Raw genomic sequence first — 21,963 nt, 5'->3', positions numbered from 1 at the left:
GCATGACGCCCAAAGGTGAAGGAACGGGAACCCTGGACGAACGGATCGCCGGAGCCCTCGTGGGAGCCGCGGTGGGCGACGCCCTCGGCGGCCCCGTCGAGGGCTACTCCCCCGAGCAGATCGCGGAACGCCACGGCGGACGCGTGCACGGCGTCGTCGGCCCCTGGAACGGCGACGCCTGGCGCACCGCCCGCCCCATCGCCCCGTACCACAAGGGCGACGGACACGTCACCGACGACACCCTGATGACCCACGCGCTGGTACGGGTGTACGCGGAGGTCCGCGACCACCTCGACGCCTACGCGGTCGCCGAGCACCTCGTCCCCGACCTGATGACGGCCCCCCGCTGGATCCCGGAGCTGGAGGCCGAGGCGCTGCCGCTCCAGCGGGTGTTCCTCGCCGAGAAGTGGCTGGTCGCCCGCCTCCACTACGGCCATGTGGACCCCCGGGAGGCCGGCAACGGCAACATCGTCAACTGCGGTGCCGCGATGTACATGGCGCCGGCCGGCCTGGTCAACGCGGGGAACCCGGCGGGCGCGTACGCCGAGGCGCTCGACATCGCGGGCGCCCACCAGTCCTCGTACGGGCGCGAGGCCGCGGGCGTCTTCGCGGCGGGAGTGGCGGCGGCCTGCTCCCCCGGCGCGACCCCGGACTCGGTGGTCGCCGCCTGTCTGTCGCTGGCCAAGGACGGCACCCGGGCCGCCGTCGAGGCGGTGTGCGAAGTCGCCGCGCGCCACCGCGACTTCGAGTCGGCGCTCGAACCGCTGCGCCGGGCCGTGGCCCCCTTCGACACGGTCGGCCCCGACTACCGCTCCCCCTCCCTCGGCGCCCGGCGCCCTTCCCGGCTCCACTCCATCGAGGAACTGCCCGTCGCGCTCGGCATGTTGGTGGTGGCGGGCGGCGACTTCCGGCACGCGGTCCTCGGTTCGGTCAACTACGGCCGCGACTGCGACTCCATCGCCACCATGGCCGGCGCCCTCGCGGGCGCGCTCGGCTCCGAGGTCCCGCACGACTGGGCCAAGACGGTGGCCGAGTCCAGCCGTCTGGACCTGGACGCACCGGCCCGTACGCTGACCGAGGTGACCCGGGAGATCTTCGACCGTGACGTCCGCCGCCGCCGGGCCCACGAGGCGGCGTACGCCGCGCTGACGGGGGCGCCGTGCTCCGGCTGACCTGGGTCCAGCCCGAGGACCTCCTCGGCCACGAGCTCAACCAGGCCGTCCAGGACGGCCGGGACCCGTCCCCGATCGCCGCCCGCTGGTACGCGTCCGGCGGACGGACCGCACCGCTGCGGGCGGGGGCGTCGGCGGCCCCGGCCTCGCCGTCCCTGCGCCGGCTGGCGCTCGTGCTGCTCGACGAACTCGCCGCCCTGCCCGGCAGACTGGCGGACGACGAACCGACGGACCTGACCCTGATCAAGGACCGGTGCCCCGACTGGCCGCCCCCGCGGTTCGCGCCGGGACCCGCTCCGGGACCGGCCCGGCTGGAAGCGGCCTGGCTGGGGCGGGCCGTGGGCTGTCTGCTCGGCAAACCCGTGGAGAAACTCCCCCTCGAAGCGATCCGGTCCCTCGCCCGGGCCTCCGGCAACTGGCCCCTGCACTCCTGGTTCACCGCGCGGGGCGTCCCCCGGGAACTGCTGGACGCCCACCCCTGGAACCGGCGGTCGGCCGCCACCTCGCTGGCCGAGAACATCGACGGCATGCCGGAGGACGACGACCTCAACTACCCGCTCCTGAACCTGCTGTTGCTCCAGCGCCACGGCCGGGACTTCACCACCGCGGACGTGGCCCGGCTGTGGCTCGACGAACTCCCGGCCGGCCGCACCTTCACCGCGGAACGCGTCGCCTACCGCAACCTCCTCGCCGGTGTCGAACCCCCGGACACCGCCCGCCGGCACAACCCGTTCCGCGAGTGGATCGGCGCCCTGATCCGCGCGGACGTGCACGGCTGGACCAACCCGGGCGACCCGGCGGGGGCCGCCGAACAGGCGTACCGCGACGCCGCCCTCACCCACACGGCCAACGGCGTCTACGCGGCGATGTTCACGGCCGCCGTGATCGCCGAGGCGGCCGGCGGAGGCGGTGACGTCCACGCCTGTCTGCGCACCGGGCTGAGGGTCGTGCCGCCGGGATCCCGGCTGGCCCGCGCGGTCCGCCACGCCGTCCGGCTGGCCCGTACGACCGAGGACTTCGCGACGGTCGTCGACGAACTGCACGCCGTCCACCGCGACTGCCACTGGGTCCACGCCGTCCCGAACACGGCGCTGATCGCCGCCGCCCTCACCCACGCGGACGGCGACTTCGCCGGCTCGGTCTGCCGCGCGGTGTCCGGCGGCCTGGACACCGACTCGAACGGCGCGACCGCCGGAAGCGTCGCCGGTCTGCTCACGGGCGACCCCGCCGCCCTGCCCGGCCGCTTCACCGGCCCCCTCAAGAACCGGCTCGCCACCTCCGTCGCCGACTTCGACGGCATCGGCTTCGACGCCCTCGCCCACCTCACACAACGGGAGACCGTTCGCCCATGACCCACATCGCCGTGCTCGGCAGCACGAACATGGACCTCGTCGCGTATGTCGCCAAGGCCCCGCAGCGCGGAGAGACCGTGACGGGACGGGAGTTCCGTACGATCCCCGGCGGCAAGGGCGCGAACCAGGCGGTGGCCGCCGCGCACGCGGGTGCCGACGTCTCCCTGATCGGCGCGGTGGGCGCCGACTCCTTCGGCAGCCAACTCCGTTCCACGCTGGAGCACTTCGGCGTGAACACCGACCATCTGCGGACCAACGAGGGACCCTCGGGCACCGCGCACATCGTGGTGGACGACGAGGGCGGCAACGCGATCGTCGTCATCCCCGGTGCCAACGGCACCGTCACCGCGCTGGCCCCCGGCGACGAGGGCCTCATCGCCAGCGCCGACGCGCTCCTGCTCCAGCTGGAGATCCCCCTGGAGGCCGTGCTCGCCGGCGCGGAGGCCGCCCGCAGACACGGCGTCCGGACGATCCTCACCCCGGCCCCCGCCCAGTTCCTCTCACCCCAACTGCTGTCCAACATCGACCTGCTGGTGCCCAACCAGCACGAGGCCGCCGCACTCACCGGCTTCACCGACCCGCGCGGGGCCGCCGCGGCACTGCTCGAACAGGTCCCGGAGGTCGTCGTCACCCTGGGCGCCGAGGGCAGCCTGTACGCGACCCGGGGCGCCGAACCCATCACGGTGCCCGCGCCCAAGGTGACCGCCGTCGACTCCACCGCGGCGGGCGACACCTTCGTCGGCACCCTGGCGGTGGCGCTCGCCGAGGGCCGGGAGATGTCGGAGGCCATGGTGTGGGCGTCGGCGGCCGCCTCGGTGTCGGTGCAGCGGCACGGGGCGACCTCCTCGATGCCCTACCGCTCCGAGATCGACACCCAGGCCGGCGCGTGAACGGGCCCGACGGCGGCGGCCCCCTCGACGGGCTGCGCGTCCTGGACCTCGCGACCCTGTTCGCCGGGCCGCTCGCCGCCACCATGCTCGGCGACTTCGGCGCGGAGGTCGTCAAGGTCGAACACCCCGCCCAGCCGGACCCGTCCCGGGGGCACGGACCCTCGAAGGACGGGATCGGCCTGTGGTGGAAGCTCCTCGGCCGCAACAAGCGCACGATCACCCTCGACCTGTCGAAGCCCGGCGGCCGGGACACCCTGCTCCGGCTCGCCGCCGGCGCCGACGTGATCATCGAGAACTTCCGTCCCGGCACCCTGGAGAAGTGGGACCTGGGCTGGGCGGAACTGTCCGCGGCCAACCCCCGGCTGGTCCTCGCCCGGGTCACCGCGTTCGGCCAGTTCGGCCCGTACGCGCACCGCCCCGGCTTCGGCACGCTCGCCGAGGCCATGAGCGGCTTCGCCGCGATCACCGGCGAGGCCGACGCGCCGCCGACCCTGCCCCCGTTCGGCCTCGCCGACTCGATCGCCGGGCTGGCGACCGCGTACGCCGTGATGACCGCGCTGAGGGCCCGCGACCGCACCGGTGAGGGCCAGGTCGTCGACATGGCGATCATCGAGCCGATCCTGACCGTCCTCGGCCCGCAGCCGATCTGGTACGACCAGCTCGGCCACGTCCAGCCGCGCACCGGCAACCGCTCGGCGAACAACGCGCCCCGCAACACCTACCGCACGGCCGACGGCTCCTGGGTCGCGGTCTCGACGTCGGCGCAGTCCATCGCCGAACGGGTGATGCGGCTGGTCGGCCGGCCCGACGTGATCGACGAGCCGTGGTTCGCGACCGGCGCCGACCGGGCCCGCCACGCCGACGTCCTGGACGGCGCGGTCGGCGCGTGGATCGCGGAACGCACCCGGGACGAGGTCCTCGCCGCCTTCGAGAAGGCCGAGGCGGCGATCGCGCCCGTCCAGGACGTCCGGGACATCATGACCGACCCGCAGTACCAGGCCCTGGACACGGTGACCAGCGTCGACGATCCCGAGCTGGGCCCGCTGCGCATGCAGAACGTCCTCTTCCGGCTCTCCGCCACGCCCGGCGCCATCCGGTGGGCGGGCCGCCCGCACGGAGCGGACACCGACGCCGTGCTCGGCGAACTCGGCCTGACCGCGCCGGAGATCGAGCGGCTGCGGGCGGAGGGCGCGCTGTGACCGCGGACCTCCTGCCGCTGACCTGGCTCTACGCGCCGGGTGACCGTCCCGAGGTGGTGGCCAAGGCGCTGGTCTCCGGTGCGGACGTCGTCCTCGTCGACCTGGAGGACGCGGTCGCGCCGCACCGCAAGGAGTACGCCCGCTCCGCCACCGCCGACCTGCTCGCCGAGACGCCGCCCGTCCCCGTGCACGTCCGCGTCAACGCCCTCGACGGACCCTTCTGCGACGCCGACCTGAAGACGCTCTCGCCGCTGCGCGGTCTGTCCGGTCTGCGGCTGCCGAAGGTGACCTCGCGCTGCGACGTCATGCGGGTGGCGGAGAACGCGACCCCCGCGGAGGGCGGCACGATCCCGCTCTACGCCCTGCTGGAGACGGCCCTGGGCGTCGAGCAGGCCTATTCCATCGCCTCGTCCCATCGCGCGCTGCGCGGGATCGCGCTCGGCGAGAGCGATCTGCGGGCCGATCTCGGCGTCCGTGACGAGGCGGGCCTCGACTGGTCCCGGGCCCGGCTGGTGGTGGCCGCGCGGGCGGCGGGGCTGCCCCCGCCGGCCCAGTCGGTCTACCCCGACATCCGCGACGTGGAGGGCCTGGCCTCGTCCTGCGCGCGCGGCCGCGCCCTCGGCTTCCTCGGGCGCGCGGCGATCCACCCCCGCCAGCTCCCGATCATCGAGCGGGCCTACCTTCCCACCCCGGCCGAGGTCGACTCGGCCGAGGCCGTCGTCAGGGCGGCCGCGGCCGACCCGGGGGCGCAGGCCCTGCCGGACGGCCGGTTCGTCGACGCGGCGGTGGTCACGGGCGCCCGCCGCACCCTCGCCCTCGCCCAGCGCCTGGCCTGAGACGACACACCCGGGACGGGCTTCCGGGGCGGCACACCCGGGACGCCACGGAGGGGCGCCGCGTCCTGCACGCGGCGCCCCTCCTGTGTGTACGTGGTGTACGGCCGTACGGTCCCGGCTCAGCCCTTCTTGGCCGACCCCGCCTCGTCGCGGGCCACGGACCCGGCGTCGGAACCGTCCTCGGTGTCCGCCTCGGACTCGGGCGCGGCAGCGGGTCCGGCGGACCCGGCGGTCGCCGTGGACTCGCCGGCGGTCTCCTTGCCGAGATCGACCGGGTCCTCGCCCTTCCCGTCCTCGGTCTTGGCCTCGGCCTCGGTCCCGCCCTTGTCGGCGTCCCCGGCGTCGGACGTGTCCTCGGACGTGTCCGCCGCACCGTCGGTGCCGGCCGGCTCGCCGTCCTCGTCCGGCGCGTCCTCGCCGGCACCCGGCTCCACGATCTCCTCGCGCCCCGGACGCAGCCGCGCCGACAGCACCATGTAGAGCACGGCGAGGAGGAAGACCACCAGCGCGGTCCAGTCGTTCAGACGCAGACCCAGGATGTGGTGGGCGTCGTCGACGCGCATGTACTCGATCCAGCCCCGGCCGACGCAGTAGGCGGCGACGTACAGGGCGAAGGCGCGTCCGTGGCCGAGCTTGAAGCGGCGGTCGGCCCAGATGACCAGGAAGCCGACGCCGACGCACCACAGGGACTCGTACAGGAAGGTCGGGTGGTAGTAGCCGGGGACGCGGCCGTCGGTGGAGGACGTGATGTGCAGCGCCCACGGAACGTCCGTCGGCTTGCCGTACAGCTCCTGGTTGAACCAGTTGCCCCAGCGCCCGCACGCCTGGGCGAAGGCGATGCCGGGTGCCACGGCGTCGGCCCAGGCGGGCAGCGGGATACCGCGGCGGCGGCACCCGATCCAGGCGCCCAGCGCACCGAGGGCGATGGCGCCCCAGATGCCCAGCCCGCCCTGCCAGATCTTGAAGGCGTCCACCCAGTCGCGGCCCGCGCTGAAGTACAGCTCGTAGTCCGTGATCACGTGGTAGAGCCGGCCGCCGACGAGGCCGAAGGGCACGGCCCAGACAGCGATGTCGGCCACCGTGCCGGCCCGCCCTCCCCGGGCGATCCAGCGCTTGTTCCCGAGCCAGACGGCTAGGAAGACGCCGATGATGATGCAGAACGCGTAGCCGCGCAACGGAATGGGGCCGAGGTGCAGCACACCGTGCGACGGGCTGGGAATGTAGGCAATTTCCATGGCAAGGTCGACGCTACCGTGCCGGACGCCGCCCGCGACGGGCAGGCCCGCAACGGGTCCATAACGTGCGGCGCCCCGGCCCGTGCCGGACGGGGGCGCCGGAACGCGACAACGGCTCAGCCCTTGTTGGCGGCCTCCACCATCTGCTTGAGCTTGGCGGGGGTCATCGACTGGTCCGCGTAGATGTTCTTGCCGCCCAGGAGAACGGTCGGGGTGCCCGTGAAGCCGCCGGCCTGGAACGCGGCGTGCGACTTCTGGACCCAGCTGTCATGGGTGCCGCCGTTCACACAGGCGCGGAACGCCGGGGTGTCCAGGCCACCGACCTTGCCCGCCAGCGCGATGAGCTTGGCGTTGTCGGCGAAGGCGTCGTCGGTCTCCTTGGGCTGGTTCTCGTACAGCACGTCGTGGTAGTCGCGGAACTTGCCGGCGTCCTGGGCGCAGGCCGCGGCGTTGGCGGCCCTGAGGGAGCCGGTGCCGCCCATGTTCCCGTCGATCAGCCGGACGAGGTGGTACTCGACCTTCAGCTGCCCGGAGTCGGTCAGTTCGTGGATCGTCGGGCGGTAGGCCGTCTCGAAGGCCTGGCACGCCGGGCAGCGGAAGTCCTCCCACACCGTGAGGGTCGACTTGGCCCCGTCCTTGCCGACGGGGATCGCGAGACTGTCCTTGCCGGTGGCGCCCGACGGCGACACGACCGGGCCCGATGTGTCGCTCTTCTTGTCCTTGCCCGAGTTGGCGGCCACCACGCCGATCACGGCGGCCAGGCCGAGGACGCAGACCACCGACGCCCCCACGATCAGCGCGCGGCGGCGCTTGTCCGCGGCCTTCTGCTTCTCTCGCTCGACCGCCAGCCGCTCGCGGGCATTGCGCTTTCCGTCACGGTTCTTCTCGCTCACATCCGGCAGAACGAACCGGGGAGGCGCAGCGCGCCTCCCCGGTCCAAGGTCCACCCGTTCGAGTGAGCGGATTGTCCGTTACGCACGGATCCACTTCACCGTGTCACGCGGTCGCGTCACGCCGTCGTGCGCACGCCCTTGGCGAGGTCGGCCGCGAGTTCCCGTACGGCTTCGAGGCCGGCCGCCTCGTCCGGCGCGTCCAGCATCCGCTTGACGAACGCCGAGCCGACGATCACGCCGTCGGCGAACCCGGCGACCTCGGCGGCCTGGGTGGCGTTCGAGACGCCGAGGCCGACGCAGACGGGCAGGTCCGTGGTGGCCTTGGTGCGCGCCACCAGGTCCTGGGCCTGGTTCCCGACCGACTCCCGGGTTCCGGTGACCCCCATCAGCGAGGCCGCGTACACGAAGCCGCTGCCGGCCGCAGTGATCTCGGCCAGGCGGGCGTCCTTGCTGCTGGGCGCGACGACGAACACGGTCGCGAGCCCGTGCTTCTCGGCGTGCTCCCTCCACAGCGCCGACTCCTGGACGGGCAGGTCGGGCAGGATGCAGCCCGCGCCGCCCGCCTCGGCGAGCTCGGCGGTGAAGCGCTCGACGCCGTAGCGGTCGATCGGGTTCCAGTACGTCATCACGAGGACGGGCTTGCCGGTGGCCTCGAAGGCCTCCCGGACGGTCCGCATGACGTCCGCGATCCTGACCCCGCCGCGCAGGGCGATGTCGTCGGCGGTCTGGATGACGGGCCCGTCGAGGACGGGGTCGCTGTGCGGGAGTCCGACCTCGAAGACGTCGGCGCCGCCGTCGAACACGGCCTTGATCGCCGCGATGCCGCCGTCCACGGTCGGGAAGCCGGCCGGCAGGTACGCGATGAGGGCGGACCGTCCCTCGGTCTTCGCGCCGGCGAGGGTGTCACTCAACAGCCTGACGTTGCCGCTCACTTGGCGTCCCCCTCGATCTCGGCGTTCTCGCTGTCGGCGTCCGCGGCGACGACGGCGTCGACACCGTCGTCGTAGAGGCCGAAGTAGCGGGCGGCCGTGTCCATGTCCTTGTCGCCGCGCCCGGACAGGTTGACGACGATCAGCCCGTCCTCGCCCAGCTCCCTGCCGACCTCCAGGGCCCCGGCGAGCGCGTGGGCGCTCTCGATGGCCGGGATGATGCCCTCGGTGCGGGAGAGCAGCCGCAGGGCCTGCATCGCCGCGTCGTCGGTGACCGCGCGGTACTCGCCGCGGCCGCTGTCCTTGAGGTAGGAGTGCTCGGGGCCGATGCCGGGGTAGTCGAGGCCGGCCGAGATCGAGTAGGGCTCGGTGATCTGGCCCTCGTCGTCCTGGAGGACGTACGACCGGGATCCGTGCAGGATGCCGGGCTCGCCCGCGGTCAGGGTCGCCGCGTGCTCGCCGGTCTCCACGCCGTGCCCGGCGGGCTCGCAGCCGATCAGGCGCACGCCGCTGTCGGGGATGAAGGCGTGGAAGAGGCCGATGGCGTTGGAGCCGCCGCCGACGCAGGCGACGGCCGCGTCGGGCAGCCGTCCGGCGCGCTCCAGGATCTGCCGCCGTGCCTCGACGCCGATGACCCGGTGGAAGTCGCGGACCATGGCGGGGAAGGGGTGCGGTCCCGCGACGGTCCCGAAGAGGTAGTGGGTGTGGTCGACGTTGGCGACCCAGTCGCGGAACGCCTCGTTGATGGCGTCCTTGAGGGTGCGGGAGCCGGACTTCACGGCGATGACCTCGGCGCCGAGCATCCGCATCCGGGCCACGTTCAGCGCCTGGCGCTGGGTGTCGATCTCGCCCATGTAGATGGTGCATTCGAGGCCGAAGAGCGCGCAGGCGGTGGCCGTGGCGACGCCGTGCTGGCCCGCCCCGGTCTCCGCGATGACCCGGGTCTTGCCCATCCGCCGGGTGAGCAGGGCCTGGCCGAGCACGTTGTTGATCTTGTGCGAGCCGGTGTGGTTGAGGTCCTCGCGCTTGAGGAAGATCCGCGCGCCGCCGGCGTGTTCGGCGAAGCGCGGCACCTCGGTGAGGGAGCTCGGGCGTCCGGTGTAGTGGACGAGCAGGTCGTCGAGCTCGCGGGCGAACTCGGGGTCGGCCTTGGCCTTGTCGTACTCGACGGCGACCTCGTCCACGGCGGCGACCAGCGCCTCCGGGATGAACTTGCCGCCGAAGGCGCCGAAGTAGCCGTCGGCGCTGGGGACTTGGCCGTCGGGGTCGGGAATGAAGAACTCGCTGGGCATGCGGATACCTCGCAGGGGCGACAGCCCCGGTCACGGGATCGGACAGGGTCACGGAAACCGGACGCACCGCGCTCCGCCGGCACCGGGTGTCCCGGGTGCCGCCGCCCGTCCCGCCGCCGGTCCGTCCGCGCACGCCCGACGGACGTGCCGTCGCGGGGGACCCGGGTGTGCCGGACTCCGGCGCGGTCCCCGTGCGGGGTGGAGGGATGCGGCCCGGTCCACGTGTGGCGTGGACTCTGCCCGGTCACCGCGTCGCGGTGGACCAGGACCCGGCCGGGTTCACCCGTGCGGGCTATCCGGCTGGGAGGGGCGTGAGCGCGCGTACGCGCCCGGGCCATCGCATGCCGTTGACCTGGCCCGGCTCGTCGCCGATGACGTAACGGACGCGGCGCCCGTGCACCCGCCGTGCGGGAGCCCGGCAGCCGCGCGGACGGCAGCCGCGGGCCAGCCGCGCGTACGGGTCGCGGGCCGCCGCCGAGACGGCCGCCGGGGCCGCGCCGGAGGCCACGCGGGGCCGGACGAGGCGACCGGACGGCTCCGGCCGTTCCGACCCGGCGCACACCGGTACGCCGTCGGGGCGGGAGCCCGGACGGGGTACGGCGGTGGCGAGGGTCGGGGCGGGCACCGGCGGGTCAGTCCCGTCCGTGCCGCAGCGCCGGGTGGGCGCCGGCCGCCACGAGGTCGGAGACGGCGGTCCTCGGGTCGCGGCCGGTGACGAGGGACTCGCCGACCAGGACCGCGTCGGCGCCCGCGTTGGCGTAGGCGATGAGGTCGTGCGGGCCGCGGACACCGGACTCGGCGATCTTGACGAGACCGTCGGGGATCTCCGGGGCGACGCGCTCGAAGGTCGAACGGTCGACCTTCAGCGTCTTCAGGTCACGGGCGTTGACACCGATGATCTTGGCACCGGCGTCGACCGCGCGCTCGACCTCGTCCTCGTCGTGCACCTCGACCAGCGGGGTGAGCCCGATGGACTCGGCGCGCTCGATGAGGGACTCCAGGGCGGGCTGTTCGAGGGCCGCGACGATGAGCAGCGCCAGGTCGGCGCCGTACGCGCGGGCCTCCCACAGCTGGTACGACGTGACGATGAAGTCCTTGCGCAGCACCGGGATGTCCACCCGGGCGCGGACGGCCTCCAGATCGGCGAGCGAACCGCCGAAGCGGCGCTGTTCGGTGAGGACGGAGATGACGGCGGCGCCGCCCGCCTCGTAGTCGGCGGCCAGGGCGGCGGGGTCGGCGATCGCGGCGAGCGCGCCCTTGGACGGGCTGGACCGCTTGACCTCGCAGATGACCTTGACGCCGTCACCGCGCAGGGCGGCGACGCCGTCCTTGGCCGCCGGAGCCTTCGCCGCGCGCTCCTTGAGCTCGTCGAGGCTGACGCGCGCCTGCCGCTCCGCGAGGTCGGCACGGACTCCGTCGATGATCTCGTCGAGCACACTCACGCGAGCGGCCCCCTTCCCTGCGGTGGACGGTTGAAGCGGTCGTTCGGTGACCCGGGTTCACCGTCTCTGACGGAAAAGTCGGGTCACTGCGATGGTATCCGGAGGAAGGCGTAGCCCTCGCATCCGGTTGACGCCGGTCCCATTACCTGGACATTTGTCATTTGATCAAGGGTGCAGCCAGCCGCCGGAGGGAAGGTTCCGGACAACGGTGAAGACCAGGGTCAACGCGCCCAGGCTCCACAGATGGACCGGTCCGGGCTCGAAGCGGGCCGGGCGTCCGCGCACCACGCGGATCACCCAGAAGGACCACACCACCGCGAAGGCCAGATAGCCGCCGACGGCCAGCGCGTTGTCCGTGAGGGCCGTGGCGAGGTCGCCGTGCACGAAGGCGTGGGCGCTGCGCAGACCGCCGCAGCCGGGGCAGTACAGGCCGGTGAGGCGGAACAGCGGGCAGACGGGGTAGTGGCCGGGCTCGTCCGGGTCGACCGCCCCGACGTAGGCGAAGGCTCCGGCGACGGCCGCGAGCAGCCCGGCGGGAACGGCGAGCCGCCGCAGGACGCCCGCGTCCGGCCCGGTCCGCGTCACCCTCTGGGATTCGGCGTTCACGCGACGCATTCTGCCTCTCGCGCGGGGCGGGCGCTCGCGCGGGGACGCGGAAGGCGGGGACGCGGGGCCGGGTACGCGAAAGGCGGCCCCGGCAGGTGTGCCCGGGCCGCCTTCTCAGAAGCCTCGACGGCTCAGGCGTCGGCGCTCACGGTCGAGCGCGCGGCGTTCGCGGGGTGCGGGGCGGCCTTCGGCTGGCCGAGACCCATGCTGCGCATGACCAGGCCCACGACACCGCCGAGGGCGACGACGACCATGCCGGCCCAGAAGCCCAGCGGCTCGGCCTTGACCATGAAGGCGCCCGCGATGCAGAAGCCGATGAAGGCGATGATGACACCGGTCCAGGCGGCCGGGGTGTGACCGTGGCTGCTGCCCGCCATGACTTGCTCCTCGTTGCTGTATGCGTGTGTGAGTCGGACGCTCACCGCCCATTGTCCCGTACGCGCGGGTCCGCCGTGAGCGGGGGGTCACCCCTCGCGCGCCGGTCGGACCGCGTCGGCCCGCGGGGACCCCGCGGCCGGGTCCGGGTGCCGCCCTGGCCGCCGGCCGGGTTCCGGCCGAGGTCGGAGGTACGGGTTCCGGTCGGGGGCGGAGTCGGGGTCGGGTTCCGGCTGGGGGCCAGATTCCGGCTGGGGCCCAGGTTCCGGCCGGGGCCAGGTTCCGGCCGGTGGCTAGGTTCCGGCCGGGTCGGGGCCGGTCGGGTCCTCGCCGCGGTCGAGCGCCTTCCAGATGTCCTCCGGACGGTCCGGGTCGACGGGCTTGACCTTGCGGGGCCGGGGCCTGCCGTCGCGCTCGTAGCGGCCGGACATGGCGGGCCAGGAACTGCCGTGGCGCAGCGCGAGCAGCCCGGCCAGCAGGATGAGCGCGCCGCCCGCCACGGCCACGTACGGCCAGAGGGTGTGGCTGAGCCCGGCCGCGGTGGCGGCGGTGTTGCCGGACGCGGCGGCGGCCCGCTCGTCGAGGGCGGAGCTGTCGCCGGCGCCGAGGACGGCGGCGACGACGATGCCCGCGCCGGAGAGGGCGAGCAGCGCGGAGACCAGGAGGCGGCCGGAGCGGCGGACGGCGAAGACGGCGACGAGCGCGGCGAGGCCGACGATCGCGAGCGCCGCGGGCACACCCGTGATGTCGCTGCCCTTCGCGGTCAGCGGGAAGTCGCCGCCGGCCACGGTCGCGGTCCCCCGCGCCCAGCTCTGCCGGGTGGCGAGCAGGGCGACGGCCGCGCCGAGCGCGCCGCTCATCAGGGTCACGGCAAGGCTGCGGCGGCCGGACCGGGCGGGTCCCGCGGCTTCGGATCGGGGGTGAGGAACAGCAGTCACAGACCCCACTATCGCCTGAACCCCGGGCGAACCGTCATCCGGGGTTGAGTGACCCTCGTCCTATCGGACGCGGTCCGCCCGGTGTCCCACGGCCCGGACACAGCGGACGAACAGCCTCCGGACAGGCGGGAAACAGCCTTCGTACGCCCCGGACGCGCCCGGCGCCACGACGCCCGCCCACCCGGTCCGAACCGGACAACCACCGTACGGCCGGACGCCGGACGACCGGACGCCGGACGGGCGGCCACCGCACGGCCGGACGCCGGACGGGCGAGCGCAGGGCGGCCGACCGGAGGTACTGAGCGTCGCCCGGTGTGTTGTTCGGCGTGGGGGTCAGCCGCCGAGGCGGTTCGCCGTGTGGACCGCGCGCAGCACCGCCGCCGCCTTGTTGCGGCACTCGTCGTCCTCCGCCTGCGGGACCGAGTCGGCGACGATGCCGGCACCGGCCTGGACGTAGGCGGTGCCGTCCCGCAGCAGGGCCGTACGGATGGCGATGGCGGTGTCGGAGTCGCCGGCGAAGTCGAGATAGCCGACGCAGCCTCCGTACAGCCCGCGCCGGGACGGCTCCAGTTCGTCGATGATCTGCATCGCGCGCGGCTTGGGCGCCCCGGAGAGGGTGCCGGCGGGGAAGCAGGCGGTGAGCACGTCGAAGGCCGTACGGCCCGCGGCGACCCGGCCGGTCACCGTGGAGACGATGTGCATGACGTGCGAGTACCGCTCGATGGACATGAAGTCGACGACCTCGACGGAGCCGGGCTCGCAGACCCGTCCCAGGTCGTTGCGCCCGAGGTCGACGAGCATGAGGTGCTCGGCGCGCTCCTTCGGGTCGGCGATCAGTTCGTCGGCGAGGGCCTGGTCGTCCTGGACGGTCGCGCCGCGCGGCCGGGTGCCCGCGATGGGGTGCACCATGGCCTGTCCGTCCTCGACCTTGACCAGGGCCTCCGGGGAGGAGCCGACCACGTCGAAGCCGTCGAAGCGGAACAGGTACATGTACGGCGAGGGGTTGGTCGCCCGCAGGACGCGGTAGACGTCCAGCGCGCTCGCCGTGCACGGTGTCTCGAAGCGCTGGGAGGGGACGACCTGGAAGGCCTCTCCGGCCCGGATGCGCTCCTTGATGTCCTCGACGGCGTCCTGGAAGTCGGGGCCGCCCCAGAGCGCGGTGTACTCGGGGAGTTCGGAGGGCGGGAGCGCGGCGGGCGGCTGGGACACCGCGCGCGAGAGGTCGGCCTCCATGGCGTCCAGACGGGCGACGGCGTCCGCGTAGGCCTCGTCGACGCCCGTGTCGAGGTCGTTGTGGTTGATCGCGTTGGCGATCAGCTGGACCGAGCCGTCCCAGTGGTCCAGGACGGCGAGGTCGCTGGTGAGCAGCATGGTCAGCTCGGGCAGCTTCAGGTCGTCCCGCTCGCCGGGGCCGATCTTCTCCAGGCGGCGGACGATGTCGTAGCCCAGATAGCCCACCATGCCGCCGGTGAACGGGGGCAGTCCCTCGGTCCCCGGGGTGTGCAGCGCCTCGATGGTGGCGCGCAGGGCCGCGAGCGGATCGCCGTCGACGGGGACGCCGACGGGCGGGGTGCCGAGCCAGTGCGCCTGTCCGTCGCGTTCGGTGAGGGTCGCGGCGGAGCGGACGCCCACGAAGGAGTACCGGGACCAGGACAGGGAGGTGCGGCCGTTCTCCGCGGACTCCAGCAGGAACGTGCCGGGGCGCTCGGCGGCCAGCTTGCGGTACAGCGCGACCGGCGTGTCGCCGTCGGCGAGCAGTTTGCGGCCGACGGGGATGACACGGCGGTCGGTGGCCAGCTTGCGGAACGTCTCGAGGTCCATGGCGGCTGACCTTACTGATTCCCGGCCGGGGTACCGGAATCGGCGCTCTCGGCGCCGTCCCCGGTGTCCTTCAGCAGAACGTCGGCGTCGAAGCAGGTGCGGGCTCCGGTGTGGCAGGCGGCGCCCACCTGGTCGACCCGCACCAGCAGGGTGTCGGCGTCGCAGTCCAGGGCGACGGACTTCACGTGCTGGAAGTGGCCGGAGGTGTCGCCCTTGACCCAGTACTCCCGGCGGCTGCGCGACCAGTAGGTGCAGCGGCCCGTGGTGAGGGTCCGGTGCAGTGCCTCGTCGTCCATCCAGCCGAGCATCAGCACCTCACCGGTGTCGTACTGCTGGGCGATGGCGGGGACGAGTCCGTCGGCGCTGCGCTTGAGGCGTGCGGCGATCTCGGGGTCCAGGCTGCTGGCGGGAGGCGTGCTGGTCATGGCTGCCATTGTGCCGCGCCGGGCCGTCGCTCCCGGCCGTTGTCCACAGGCCGGACCGGTGCGTTCGTCCACAGGCGGGGCGCGGCCGGTTCCGCCGCGCCCTCCACTGGGCGGAGCGGGTGCCCGGTCGTAGGCTGGCTGGCATGTCGACCCATGCGAAGCGCGAACGGCTCCTTCTGGCCGATCTGTTGGACGCCGTGGGGCCGGACGCCCCGACCCTGTGCGAGGGCTGGAACAGCCGTGACCTGGCCGCGCACGTGGTGGTGCGCGAGCGGCGCCTGGACGCCGCGGGCGGTGTCGTGGTCAAACAGCTGGCGTCCCGGCTGGAGCGGGTGATGGCGGAGTTCGCCGAGAAGCCGTACGAGGAGCTGATCCAGCTGATCCGTACGGGGCCGCCGCGGTTCTCCCCGTTCGCCCTGAAGCAGGTGGACGAGGCGTCGAACGTGGTGGAGTTCTACGTGCACACCGAGGACGTGCGGCGGGCGCAGCCGGACTGGACGCCCCGCGAGGTGGACCCGGTGTTCCAGGACGCCCTGTGGTCGCGCCTGGAGCGCACGGCCCGGCTGATGGGCCGGGGCGCTCCGACGGGTGTGGTCCTGCGCCGCCCGAACGGCCAGACGGCGGTGCTGAACAAGGGGACGCCGGTGGTGACGGTGACGGGCGAGCCCGCGGAGCTGCTGATGTTCGCGTTCGGTCGGCAGGCCGTGGCGGACGTCGAACTGGACGGCGACAAGGACGCGATCACCAAGCTTCACGAGGCGAAGCAGCTGGGGATCTGACGGGTCCGGCGGCAGCCGGGGTCAGCGGGGCGGTCACGTCGCCCGCCCCGGGCCAGGCGACGGACCCGGGGCGAGTGGCGTACGGACCCGGGGCGGGTGGCTTCGCGGAGTCCTCAGGGATCGAGCAACGTATGTGCCGCCAGGGCCAGGGACAGTTCCACGACGTCCGCGGGACGGGTCAGGGAGCGGCCGGTGAGCTGCTCGCAGCGGCGCAGCCGGTTCAGGACGGTGTTGCGGTGGCAGTAGAGGCGGCCGGCGGCCCGCTGGGCGGAGCCGTCGCTGTCGAGCCAGACCGTCAGGGTGTCGAGCATGACGTCCCGGTCGGACATCTCCAGCCGCAGCAGCGGCCCGAGAACCCGCTCGGACAATGCCGCGCCGAGGACCGGCGCGGAGACGACGAGCGCGGCGGGCAGATGCTCCTCCAGCACGACGGTCCCGCCGGAGCGCGGACAGGCCCGCAGCGCCGTGTCGGCCAGACGGCGGGCGTCACCGACCGCCGCGAGCCCCTCCACGACCGGGCTCACCCCGACCCGGGCGGCCCGCGGAGCGGTCAGGCGGCGGGCGATCTCCCCGGCGTCCGCCTCCGGCCCGTGCGCCCCGGGGTACGTCCCGCCAGGACCGTCCTGGCCGTCCTGGCCGTCCTGGCCGTCCTGGCCGTCCTGGACGCCGGGACCCTCCTCGTCCACAGGGTCCGGGGCGGGGTCCGGAGTCGACGCGGGCCCGGGACCGGCGTCGAGGGAGCCGTGTCCGCGGCCGGTGCGGCCCCCGCCGTGGGAGCGGTCGCCGAGCAGGACGATGCCGTAGCCGCCCCCGCTGTCGCGGTCACGGTCGCGGTACCAGAGGATCCGCAGGCCCGGAAGGCGCACCTGGTCGCGTACGTCCGTGAACGCCCGGCCGGCGGGCAGGCGGACCAGCACCACCGCGTACCGGCCCTGTTCGGGGAGGCCGAGGGCGGCGGCGGTGGCCGGCAGGTCGGCGATCCGGGCGGTGCCGTCGAGGAGCCCGGCGGTCATCAGCCGCAGCCGGTTCTCCCGGCGCCACATCAGCTCGCGCTCGGTCTGCCGGTAGGCGTCGGTGACGACGGCGCAGTGGTCGTCGACGAAGTTCCAGACGTCGGCGGCCACGTGCACGAGCAGGCGAGCGTCGGCGGGGTGGCGGCGGGTCGTCTCGTCGACGAGTTCCTGCCAGATCATGCCGCCGCCCAGCCGGAAGGCGCGCAGCAGGGCGTCCAGCGGGAGGCCCCGTTCGGCGCGGGCCCTGCCGATGGCCCAGGAGCAGCGGTGGGCGGCCTCGCGCAGCTCACCGGGCCGGATGAGGGATCCGACGTTGAGCTTCAGCGAGCGCCGCACCTCGTCGCGGACGCTCTCGGCGTCCGCCTCCACGGCCGCGCGGTAGGCGGGTTCGCGCGCCACCAGCAGGTCCACCAGGCGTTCGGAGAGTTCGGGCAGCCCGGCCATCAGCGCCCGGGCGGCGCGGTGCAGCACCGAGAGGGCCTCCGCGTCGACGGCCGGGCGGGCGGCGGGTACCGGGGGCCGCGGCCCGGTCCCGGACCGGACATGGGCGGGTACGAGGTGCTGCATCGCTGTCCTCCACCGGGTCGGCTCGGTCGGACCGCCCGGTCGGGCCGACGCGCGGCACACGGGTGCTCCGGACCTCTCTGATCCCGCAGGATGGCATACCGCCCGGTCGGTACCTAGGGGTGTGCGGTGGTCTTCTCGGCCCGGTCCACCAGCCGGGACAGCTCGACGCGGGAACGGACCCCCAGGGCGGCGAAGACATTGCGCAGGTGGTGGTCCACCGTGCGGGTGCTCACCGACAGGCGCAGCGCCACCTCACGATTGGTGGCGCCCTCCGCCACGCAGCGGGCGATCCGCAGCTGCTGGGGCGTCAGAAGTGCCAGTGCGCCCGCCGGTTGCCCCGCTCCCGTGTCCCCGGTGGCCCGCAGTTCGGCACTCGCCTGGGCGGCCCAGCCGAGTGCGCCGCCGCGTTCGAAGGACACCAGCGCGTCCCGCAGCCGGACGCGGGCCTCACCGGGTCTGCGCCGCCGTCGCAGCCATGCGCCGTAGAGGAGTTGGGTACGGCCGCGTTCGAAGTCCCCCGCCGCTTCGTCGTGCCGGGCCAGCGCGGCGGCGAACAGCTTCTCGCATTCCTCCGGTTCGACGCTCAACAGTGCTTTGCAGCGGGCCAGTTGGGCGGGGGCCTGGGGATCGGAGCCGCGCTCGGACCAGTGGGCGAACGCGTCCACCGCGGATCGGGCGGCCTCCGTGCGTCCCGTGCGGGCCGCCGCTTCCACGAAGCAGGGGACGGCGAGCATCCGGACCGCGAAGTGGCCGCGGCGCGGGCCGTCGGCGACCAGGGGGCCGAGACGTGCCGCGGCCTCGGGGAGCCGGCCGCGGGCCAGGTCGGCGCGGGCCCGCGCCCACTGGGCCAGCGTGGCCGCCTGCGCGAGCCCGTGGGCGGCGGCGACCCGTTCGGCCGCCGCCGCGTGCTCCGCGACGGCCTCCGGTGAACCCTCCACCGACGCGACGAGCGCGAGGATCGCGTGGTGGTGCGCCGCGAGGTTGTCCTGGCCGGCGCCGAGTGCCGTACGCAGGCCGTCCTCGGCGTGGGCACGGGCGCGGGCGTGGCGGCCGGCGCGCAGTTCTCCGTAGGCCAGCCGTTCCAGTGCCGGGGCGACCAGGACGTACGGGCCACGGGCCCTGGCGACCGCGAGGGCGCGGGAGTTGGCGCGGGCGGCGGCGGTGAGGTCGCCGACGACGAGGGCGGCGCCCCCGGCCCGCAGCAGGGTCTCCGGGGCGCAGGCCGCCGGCCCCGCCGCGTCCACCACCTCCCGTAACGGCCGCCGTCCGCTGTCCGGACGGCCGCGCATCACCGCGGACAGGCCCGTCCGGTACGCCGTGAGCAGCCGGTCGGACCCCGGCCGCGCCGGTTCCAGGTCCAGGTCCAGTGCCTCCACGCAGGCCGCCGCGTCACCCATGGCCCAGCACGCCTCCACGGCGGCGAGCCGGGCGGCCAGGGCGCGACGGGCGTCGGCGGGCGCCAGCAACTCGGCGGCCAGCAGCAGCACTTCACGGGCGTCGGTCACCGGGCCGTCCTGGAGGGCGAGCAGCCCGCTCACCAGCAGGGCGGCACCGCGCACGGCGTCGCGCGGGGTCTCGTACCCGGCCCGCGCGAGCAACTCCCGCGCGCGGTGCGGCAGTCCCGCCAGCCGGGCCTGTTCGGCCGCCTCGACCAGGCGGGCGGCACGCGACCCCGCGTCGGCGGCGAGTTCGGCCGACCGCGCCCAGGCGGCCGAGCGCTCCGCGTGCGTCGCCGCGCCCCCGGCCATCGCCGCCGCGGCGGCGAGCGCGTCGCCGAGGACGACGGCGGGGGCGACGGCCGCGGAAGCCCGGTGGAAGAGGACCGGCAGCGCCCGCGGGCCCCCCGCGTGGGCGTCGGCCAGCAGCCGGTGGGCGGCACGGCGGCGGGCGGGCCCGGCGGTGTGGAGCGCGTGGGCGAGGCGGGGATCGGCGAGATGGATACGGCCTTGGACGAGGCGGAGCAGTCCCGCGGCCTCGGCGGCGTCGAACGCACCCGCGCCGGCCCCGGCGGCCCCGAGGACCACGGCGGCGTCCACGCCGCCCCCCGTCGCGTCCCGCTCCCGCTCGGCCGCGACGAGCAGGAGCAGGTCCCCCACCCCCTCACCCGGACCCTCGCCGCCGCGCACGCCGGACGACCCGTCAGGCCGAACGTTCCGCGCCGGACCGGCTTCCCCGGCCTCCGGCGCACCCGGACCCTCGCCGCCGCGCACGCGCACGCCGGACGACCCGGCGCCCCGCGCCGCACCGCCTTCCCCGTGTCCCGTCACGTCCGTCACGTTACGGCCGCGTAAACGGCCGCGGAAGCCCCGCGTTCGCTTGCCGGCCGGGCCTGGAAACCCCTTCCGACCTGGGCGGACGGGGTGCGGGCCGAGGCGGGGGCTGGGCAGGTTCCCAGGCCCGGCGGGCAAGGCTTGTGTGCGCGCACAACCCCACCGGCGCGTGCCCCGGGAGAGGCGCACACGCCGGTGAGGTGCCGTGGGGTCAGGACGTGTGCGGGCAGTTGCCCTGGTACTGGGCGATGGCCGTCGAAGCCTGCGGCAGCGGGCACAGGAACTGCTCGTAGCGGGTGTCGTTGTCGATGAATCGCTTCAGCCACGCGATGCTGTACTTCGCGATCGTCGTGTTCGGGCTGTTGGGCGTGAAGTGGGTGGCGCCCCTGAGCTCCAGGTACGCCTTGTCGAGCGTGCTCGGCAGACTCGCGTAGAAGGGCTCGGAGTGCGTCGCGACCGGTGCGATCGTGTCACCGTCGGCGCCCACGATCAGGGTCGGCGTCTTGATCTCCGGCCAGGTGGTGTCCAGGTTCCAGGCGGTGAGCGGGATCGCCGCCTGGAGCGAGGGCCTGCTCTTCGCGGCCTCCAGCGTGCCGCCACCGCCCATGGAGTGGCCCATCACACCGAGCCGGCTGCTGTCGATCCTGGTCCGCACGGAACTGCTCAGGGTCAGGTAGTCGAGCGCGGCCAGCAGTTGCCGGCCCCGGCTGTCGGGCTGGTCGAGGGTGGTGAGGGTGTCGATGGTGAACACCACGAAACCCTGGGAGGCGAGCCGCGGCCCGAGCCAGGCGATGGACGACTGGTAGGCGGTGTACCCGGGGGCGATGGCGACCGCCCCGAAGGTGCCGTCGGCGGTCGAGGTCGGGTAGTAGACGGTGCCGCCGCCGAAGCCGCTCACGGACAGGGCGGAGACGGTGGTCGTGGAGACGGCGTAGGGCCCGGTGACCGCCTCGATGCTCGCGTTGCTGGGGGCGGGGCCGCGCTCGTACGGGTTCGTCGCGGCCTGTGTCGAGACGGCCCGCGTTCCGGCGACGGCCTGTGCCCCGGTGGCCTGCGCGGCGACGAGGCCGCCCGCGGCCAGGAGCACCGCGAGGCCGGCCCGCACCAGACGGCTCGTGAGCCGGTGCGGACGGCGGGGGGAGGGTTCGGGCTCGCCGGGTGCGGCGGGGACTGGGCGGTTCGGCTGGTGCACGGTCACGATGGGTGCGTCCTCTCGGTGAGGGCGACGGACCCGCGCCGGGGCCGGGGCGCCGCACCGGCACGGGGTACCGGAGGGCGCCACGGAACGGTGGGGGCCGTCTCGATGGGTGCGCTGGCCACTGTCCGCCCCCGACCGTCCCCGTACATCGGCAGAATCACCGGCCGTCCGTGCCCCCTCGGCCACTCCCCCGGGCTCCGGGACGGGGCCCACAGCGCACTCCCCCGGACTCCGGGCCCGGACCCACAGCGCACTCCCACGACCCCCTGGACCCGGGCCCACAGCCCACCCCCACGACCCCCTGGACCCGGGCCCACAGCCCACCCCCACGGGCTCCGGGATCAGGCCCACAGCCACTCTCCCGACCCCCGGAACCGGACCCAGAGCCCACTCCCACGACCCCCAGGACCGAACCCACAGCCCCCACTCCCACGGGCACCGGGGCCGGACGCCCACAGCCCACCCCCATGGGCTTCGGGATCAGGCTTACAGCCACTCTCCCGACCCCCGGGGCCGGGCCGACAAGCCCGACGCCGAATCCCGAACGCCGCCGAGGCCGGGCCACGCCTCCCCGGAACACGACGACGGCCCGGGGCCGGCAGCGTCGGCTGCCGGCCCCGGGCCGTTCCGTGCATTGTGCGCGACCGAGCAGGCCACCCACCGCGGCCCACCGCGGCGAAGACCCCCGGTGCGAAGGCCTCCGGTACGCAGGCCGCTACGGCTCAGGCCGC

General features: G+C 74.4%; 20 protein-coding genes. 6 read left to right on the top strand and 14 right to left on the bottom strand.

Annotation, left to right across the window (positions count from 1 at the left end; genetic code table 11):
• Positions 1–2: 2 nt before the first annotated feature.
• Genes ACFWI4_RS20150 through ACFWI4_RS20130 form a run of 5 tightly spaced genes read left to right on the top strand, consistent with a single transcriptional unit; the run spans position 3 to position 5,449 of the window.
• Positions 3–1,172 (top strand): ADP-ribosylglycohydrolase family protein, encoded by a 1,170-nt coding sequence (locus ACFWI4_RS20150; protein WP_385402381.1) that lies wholly within the window; start codon positions 3–5, stop codon positions 1,170–1,172.
• Positions 1,160–2,524: an ADP-ribosylglycohydrolase family protein gene (locus ACFWI4_RS20145; RefSeq protein WP_387197917.1), complete on the top strand. Its 1,365-nt coding sequence runs from the start codon at positions 1,160–1,162 to the stop codon at positions 2,522–2,524. The genes ACFWI4_RS20150 and ACFWI4_RS20145 overlap by 13 nt, the downstream gene beginning before the upstream one ends.
• On the top strand, positions 2,521–3,414 hold the full coding sequence (gene rbsK / locus ACFWI4_RS20140; RefSeq protein ID WP_387197914.1) for a ribokinase: 894 nt from the start codon (positions 2,521–2,523) through the stop codon (positions 3,412–3,414). The genes ACFWI4_RS20145 and rbsK overlap by 4 nt, the downstream gene beginning before the upstream one ends.
• The gene (locus tag ACFWI4_RS20135) at positions 3,411–4,613 is read left to right on the top strand and encodes a CaiB/BaiF CoA transferase family protein (protein WP_387197911.1); all 1,203 of its coding nucleotides are present in this window, start codon (positions 3,411–3,413) and stop codon (positions 4,611–4,613) included. Before rbsK ends, ACFWI4_RS20135 begins: the two co-directional genes overlap by 4 nt.
• The gene (locus ACFWI4_RS20130) at positions 4,610–5,449 is read left to right on the top strand and encodes an HpcH/HpaI aldolase/citrate lyase family protein (RefSeq protein WP_385402390.1); all 840 of its coding nucleotides are present in this window, start codon (positions 4,610–4,612) and stop codon (positions 5,447–5,449) included. Before ACFWI4_RS20135 ends, ACFWI4_RS20130 begins: the two co-directional genes overlap by 4 nt.
• A gap of 119 nt (positions 5,450–5,568) precedes the next feature.
• Here ACFWI4_RS20130 and lgt read toward each other — a convergent pair whose 3' ends face one another.
• The 11 genes from lgt to hisI form a co-directional block, all read right to left on the bottom strand.
• The gene (gene lgt, locus ACFWI4_RS20125) at positions 5,569–6,684 is read right to left on the bottom strand and encodes a prolipoprotein diacylglyceryl transferase (RefSeq protein WP_387197908.1); all 1,116 of its coding nucleotides are present in this window, start codon (positions 6,682–6,684) and stop codon (positions 5,569–5,571) included.
• A gap of 116 nt (positions 6,685–6,800) precedes the next feature.
• Complete coding sequence (locus ACFWI4_RS20120) at positions 6,801–7,577, bottom strand: DsbA family protein (RefSeq protein ID WP_385402395.1); 777 nt, start codon at positions 7,575–7,577, stop codon at positions 6,801–6,803.
• A gap of 116 nt (positions 7,578–7,693) precedes the next feature.
• Positions 7,694–8,509, bottom strand: coding sequence for a tryptophan synthase subunit alpha (gene trpA, locus ACFWI4_RS20115; protein ID WP_387197905.1), 816 nt, complete (start codon positions 8,507–8,509; stop codon positions 7,694–7,696).
• Positions 8,506–9,798 (bottom strand): tryptophan synthase subunit beta, encoded by a 1,293-nt coding sequence (gene trpB / locus ACFWI4_RS20110; protein WP_385402399.1) that lies wholly within the window; start codon positions 9,796–9,798, stop codon positions 8,506–8,508. The genes trpA and trpB overlap by 4 nt, the downstream gene beginning before the upstream one ends.
• Before the next feature lie 292 nt (positions 9,799–10,090).
• Positions 10,091–10,306 (bottom strand): tryptophan biosynthesis modulator TrpM, encoded by a 216-nt coding sequence (gene trpM / locus ACFWI4_RS20105; protein ID WP_385402505.1) that lies wholly within the window; start codon positions 10,304–10,306, stop codon positions 10,091–10,093.
• A 124-nt stretch (positions 10,307–10,430) separates the two neighbouring features.
• Positions 10,431–11,240, bottom strand: a complete 810-nt coding sequence (gene trpC / locus ACFWI4_RS20100; RefSeq protein ID WP_385402402.1) for an indole-3-glycerol phosphate synthase TrpC — start codon at positions 11,238–11,240, stop codon at positions 10,431–10,433.
• Positions 11,241–11,405: 165 nt separating this feature from the next.
• Entirely contained in the window at positions 11,406–11,855 is a 450-nt protein-coding gene (locus ACFWI4_RS20095; protein WP_385402405.1) for a DUF2752 domain-containing protein, read from the bottom strand.
• A 122-nt stretch (positions 11,856–11,977) separates the two neighbouring features.
• Positions 11,978–12,223: an HGxxPAAW family protein gene (locus ACFWI4_RS20090; RefSeq protein WP_385402408.1), complete on the bottom strand. Its 246-nt coding sequence runs from the start codon at positions 12,221–12,223 to the stop codon at positions 11,978–11,980.
• A gap of 291 nt (positions 12,224–12,514) precedes the next feature.
• The gene (locus ACFWI4_RS20085; RefSeq protein ID WP_385402411.1) at positions 12,515–13,168 is read right to left on the bottom strand and encodes a TIGR02234 family membrane protein; all 654 of its coding nucleotides are present in this window, start codon (positions 13,166–13,168) and stop codon (positions 12,515–12,517) included.
• Positions 13,169–13,492: 324 nt separating this feature from the next.
• Complete coding sequence (locus ACFWI4_RS20080) at positions 13,493–14,980, bottom strand: anthranilate synthase component I (protein WP_387197900.1); 1,488 nt, start codon at positions 14,978–14,980, stop codon at positions 13,493–13,495.
• A gap of 11 nt (positions 14,981–14,991) precedes the next feature.
• On the bottom strand, positions 14,992–15,405 hold the full coding sequence (gene hisI, locus ACFWI4_RS20075; RefSeq protein ID WP_385402416.1) for a phosphoribosyl-AMP cyclohydrolase: 414 nt from the start codon (positions 15,403–15,405) through the stop codon (positions 14,992–14,994).
• A 143-nt stretch (positions 15,406–15,548) separates the two neighbouring features.
• Between hisI and ACFWI4_RS20070 the strand changes: the two genes are divergently transcribed.
• Positions 15,549–16,184, top strand: coding sequence for a TIGR03085 family metal-binding protein (locus ACFWI4_RS20070; RefSeq protein WP_387197897.1), 636 nt, complete (start codon positions 15,549–15,551; stop codon positions 16,182–16,184).
• Positions 16,185–16,297: 113 nt separating this feature from the next.
• Here ACFWI4_RS20070 and ACFWI4_RS20065 read toward each other — a convergent pair whose 3' ends face one another.
• The 3 genes from ACFWI4_RS20065 to ACFWI4_RS20055 all read right to left on the bottom strand — a co-directional run bounded on the left by ACFWI4_RS20065 (position 16,298) and on the right by ACFWI4_RS20055 (position 21,232).
• Positions 16,298–17,764, bottom strand: coding sequence for a PucR family transcriptional regulator (locus ACFWI4_RS20065; protein ID WP_387197894.1), 1,467 nt, complete (start codon positions 17,762–17,764; stop codon positions 16,298–16,300).
• A 113-nt stretch (positions 17,765–17,877) separates the two neighbouring features.
• The gene (locus tag ACFWI4_RS20060; protein WP_387197892.1) at positions 17,878–19,860 is read right to left on the bottom strand and encodes a LuxR C-terminal-related transcriptional regulator; all 1,983 of its coding nucleotides are present in this window, start codon (positions 19,858–19,860) and stop codon (positions 17,878–17,880) included.
• A gap of 385 nt (positions 19,861–20,245) precedes the next feature.
• Entirely contained in the window at positions 20,246–21,232 is a 987-nt protein-coding gene (locus ACFWI4_RS20055) for an alpha/beta hydrolase family protein (RefSeq protein WP_387197889.1), read from the bottom strand.
• Positions 21,233–21,963 lie beyond the last annotated feature (731 nt).

Origin of the sequence: Streptomyces sp. NPDC127038 (assembly GCF_042725875.1) — a bacterium.
Lineage (GTDB): Bacteria > Actinomycetota > Actinomycetes > Streptomycetales > Streptomycetaceae > Streptomyces.
This window is presented reverse-complemented; position numbering and strand designations above follow the sequence as displayed.

Coding starts and splice junctions, on each gene's coding strand:
- ACFWI4_RS20150 (WP_385402381.1), top strand. CDS start 3: ATGACGCCCAAAGGTGAAGGAACGGGAACCCTGGACGAACGGATCGCC.
- trpB (WP_385402399.1), bottom strand. CDS start 9,798: ATGCCCAGCGAGTTCTTCATTCCCGACCCCGACGGCCAAGTCCCCAGC.
- ACFWI4_RS20095 (WP_385402405.1), bottom strand. CDS start 11,855: ATGCGTCGCGTGAACGCCGAATCCCAGAGGGTGACGCGGACCGGGCCG.
- ACFWI4_RS20090 (WP_385402408.1), bottom strand. CDS start 12,223: ATGGCGGGCAGCAGCCACGGTCACACCCCGGCCGCCTGGACCGGTGTC.
- ACFWI4_RS20080 (WP_387197900.1), bottom strand. CDS start 14,980: ATGGACCTCGAGACGTTCCGCAAGCTGGCCACCGACCGCCGTGTCATC.
- ACFWI4_RS20070 (WP_387197897.1), top strand. CDS start 15,549: ATGTCGACCCATGCGAAGCGCGAACGGCTCCTTCTGGCCGATCTGTTG.
- ACFWI4_RS20065 (WP_387197894.1), bottom strand. CDS start 17,764: ATGCAGCACCTCGTACCCGCCCATGTCCGGTCCGGGACCGGGCCGCGG.
- lgt (WP_387197908.1), bottom strand. CDS start 6,684: ATGGAAATTGCCTACATTCCCAGCCCGTCGCACGGTGTGCTGCACCTC.
- hisI (WP_385402416.1), bottom strand. CDS start 15,405: ATGACCAGCACGCCTCCCGCCAGCAGCCTGGACCCCGAGATCGCCGCA.
- rbsK (WP_387197914.1), top strand. CDS start 2,521: ATGACCCACATCGCCGTGCTCGGCAGCACGAACATGGACCTCGTCGCG.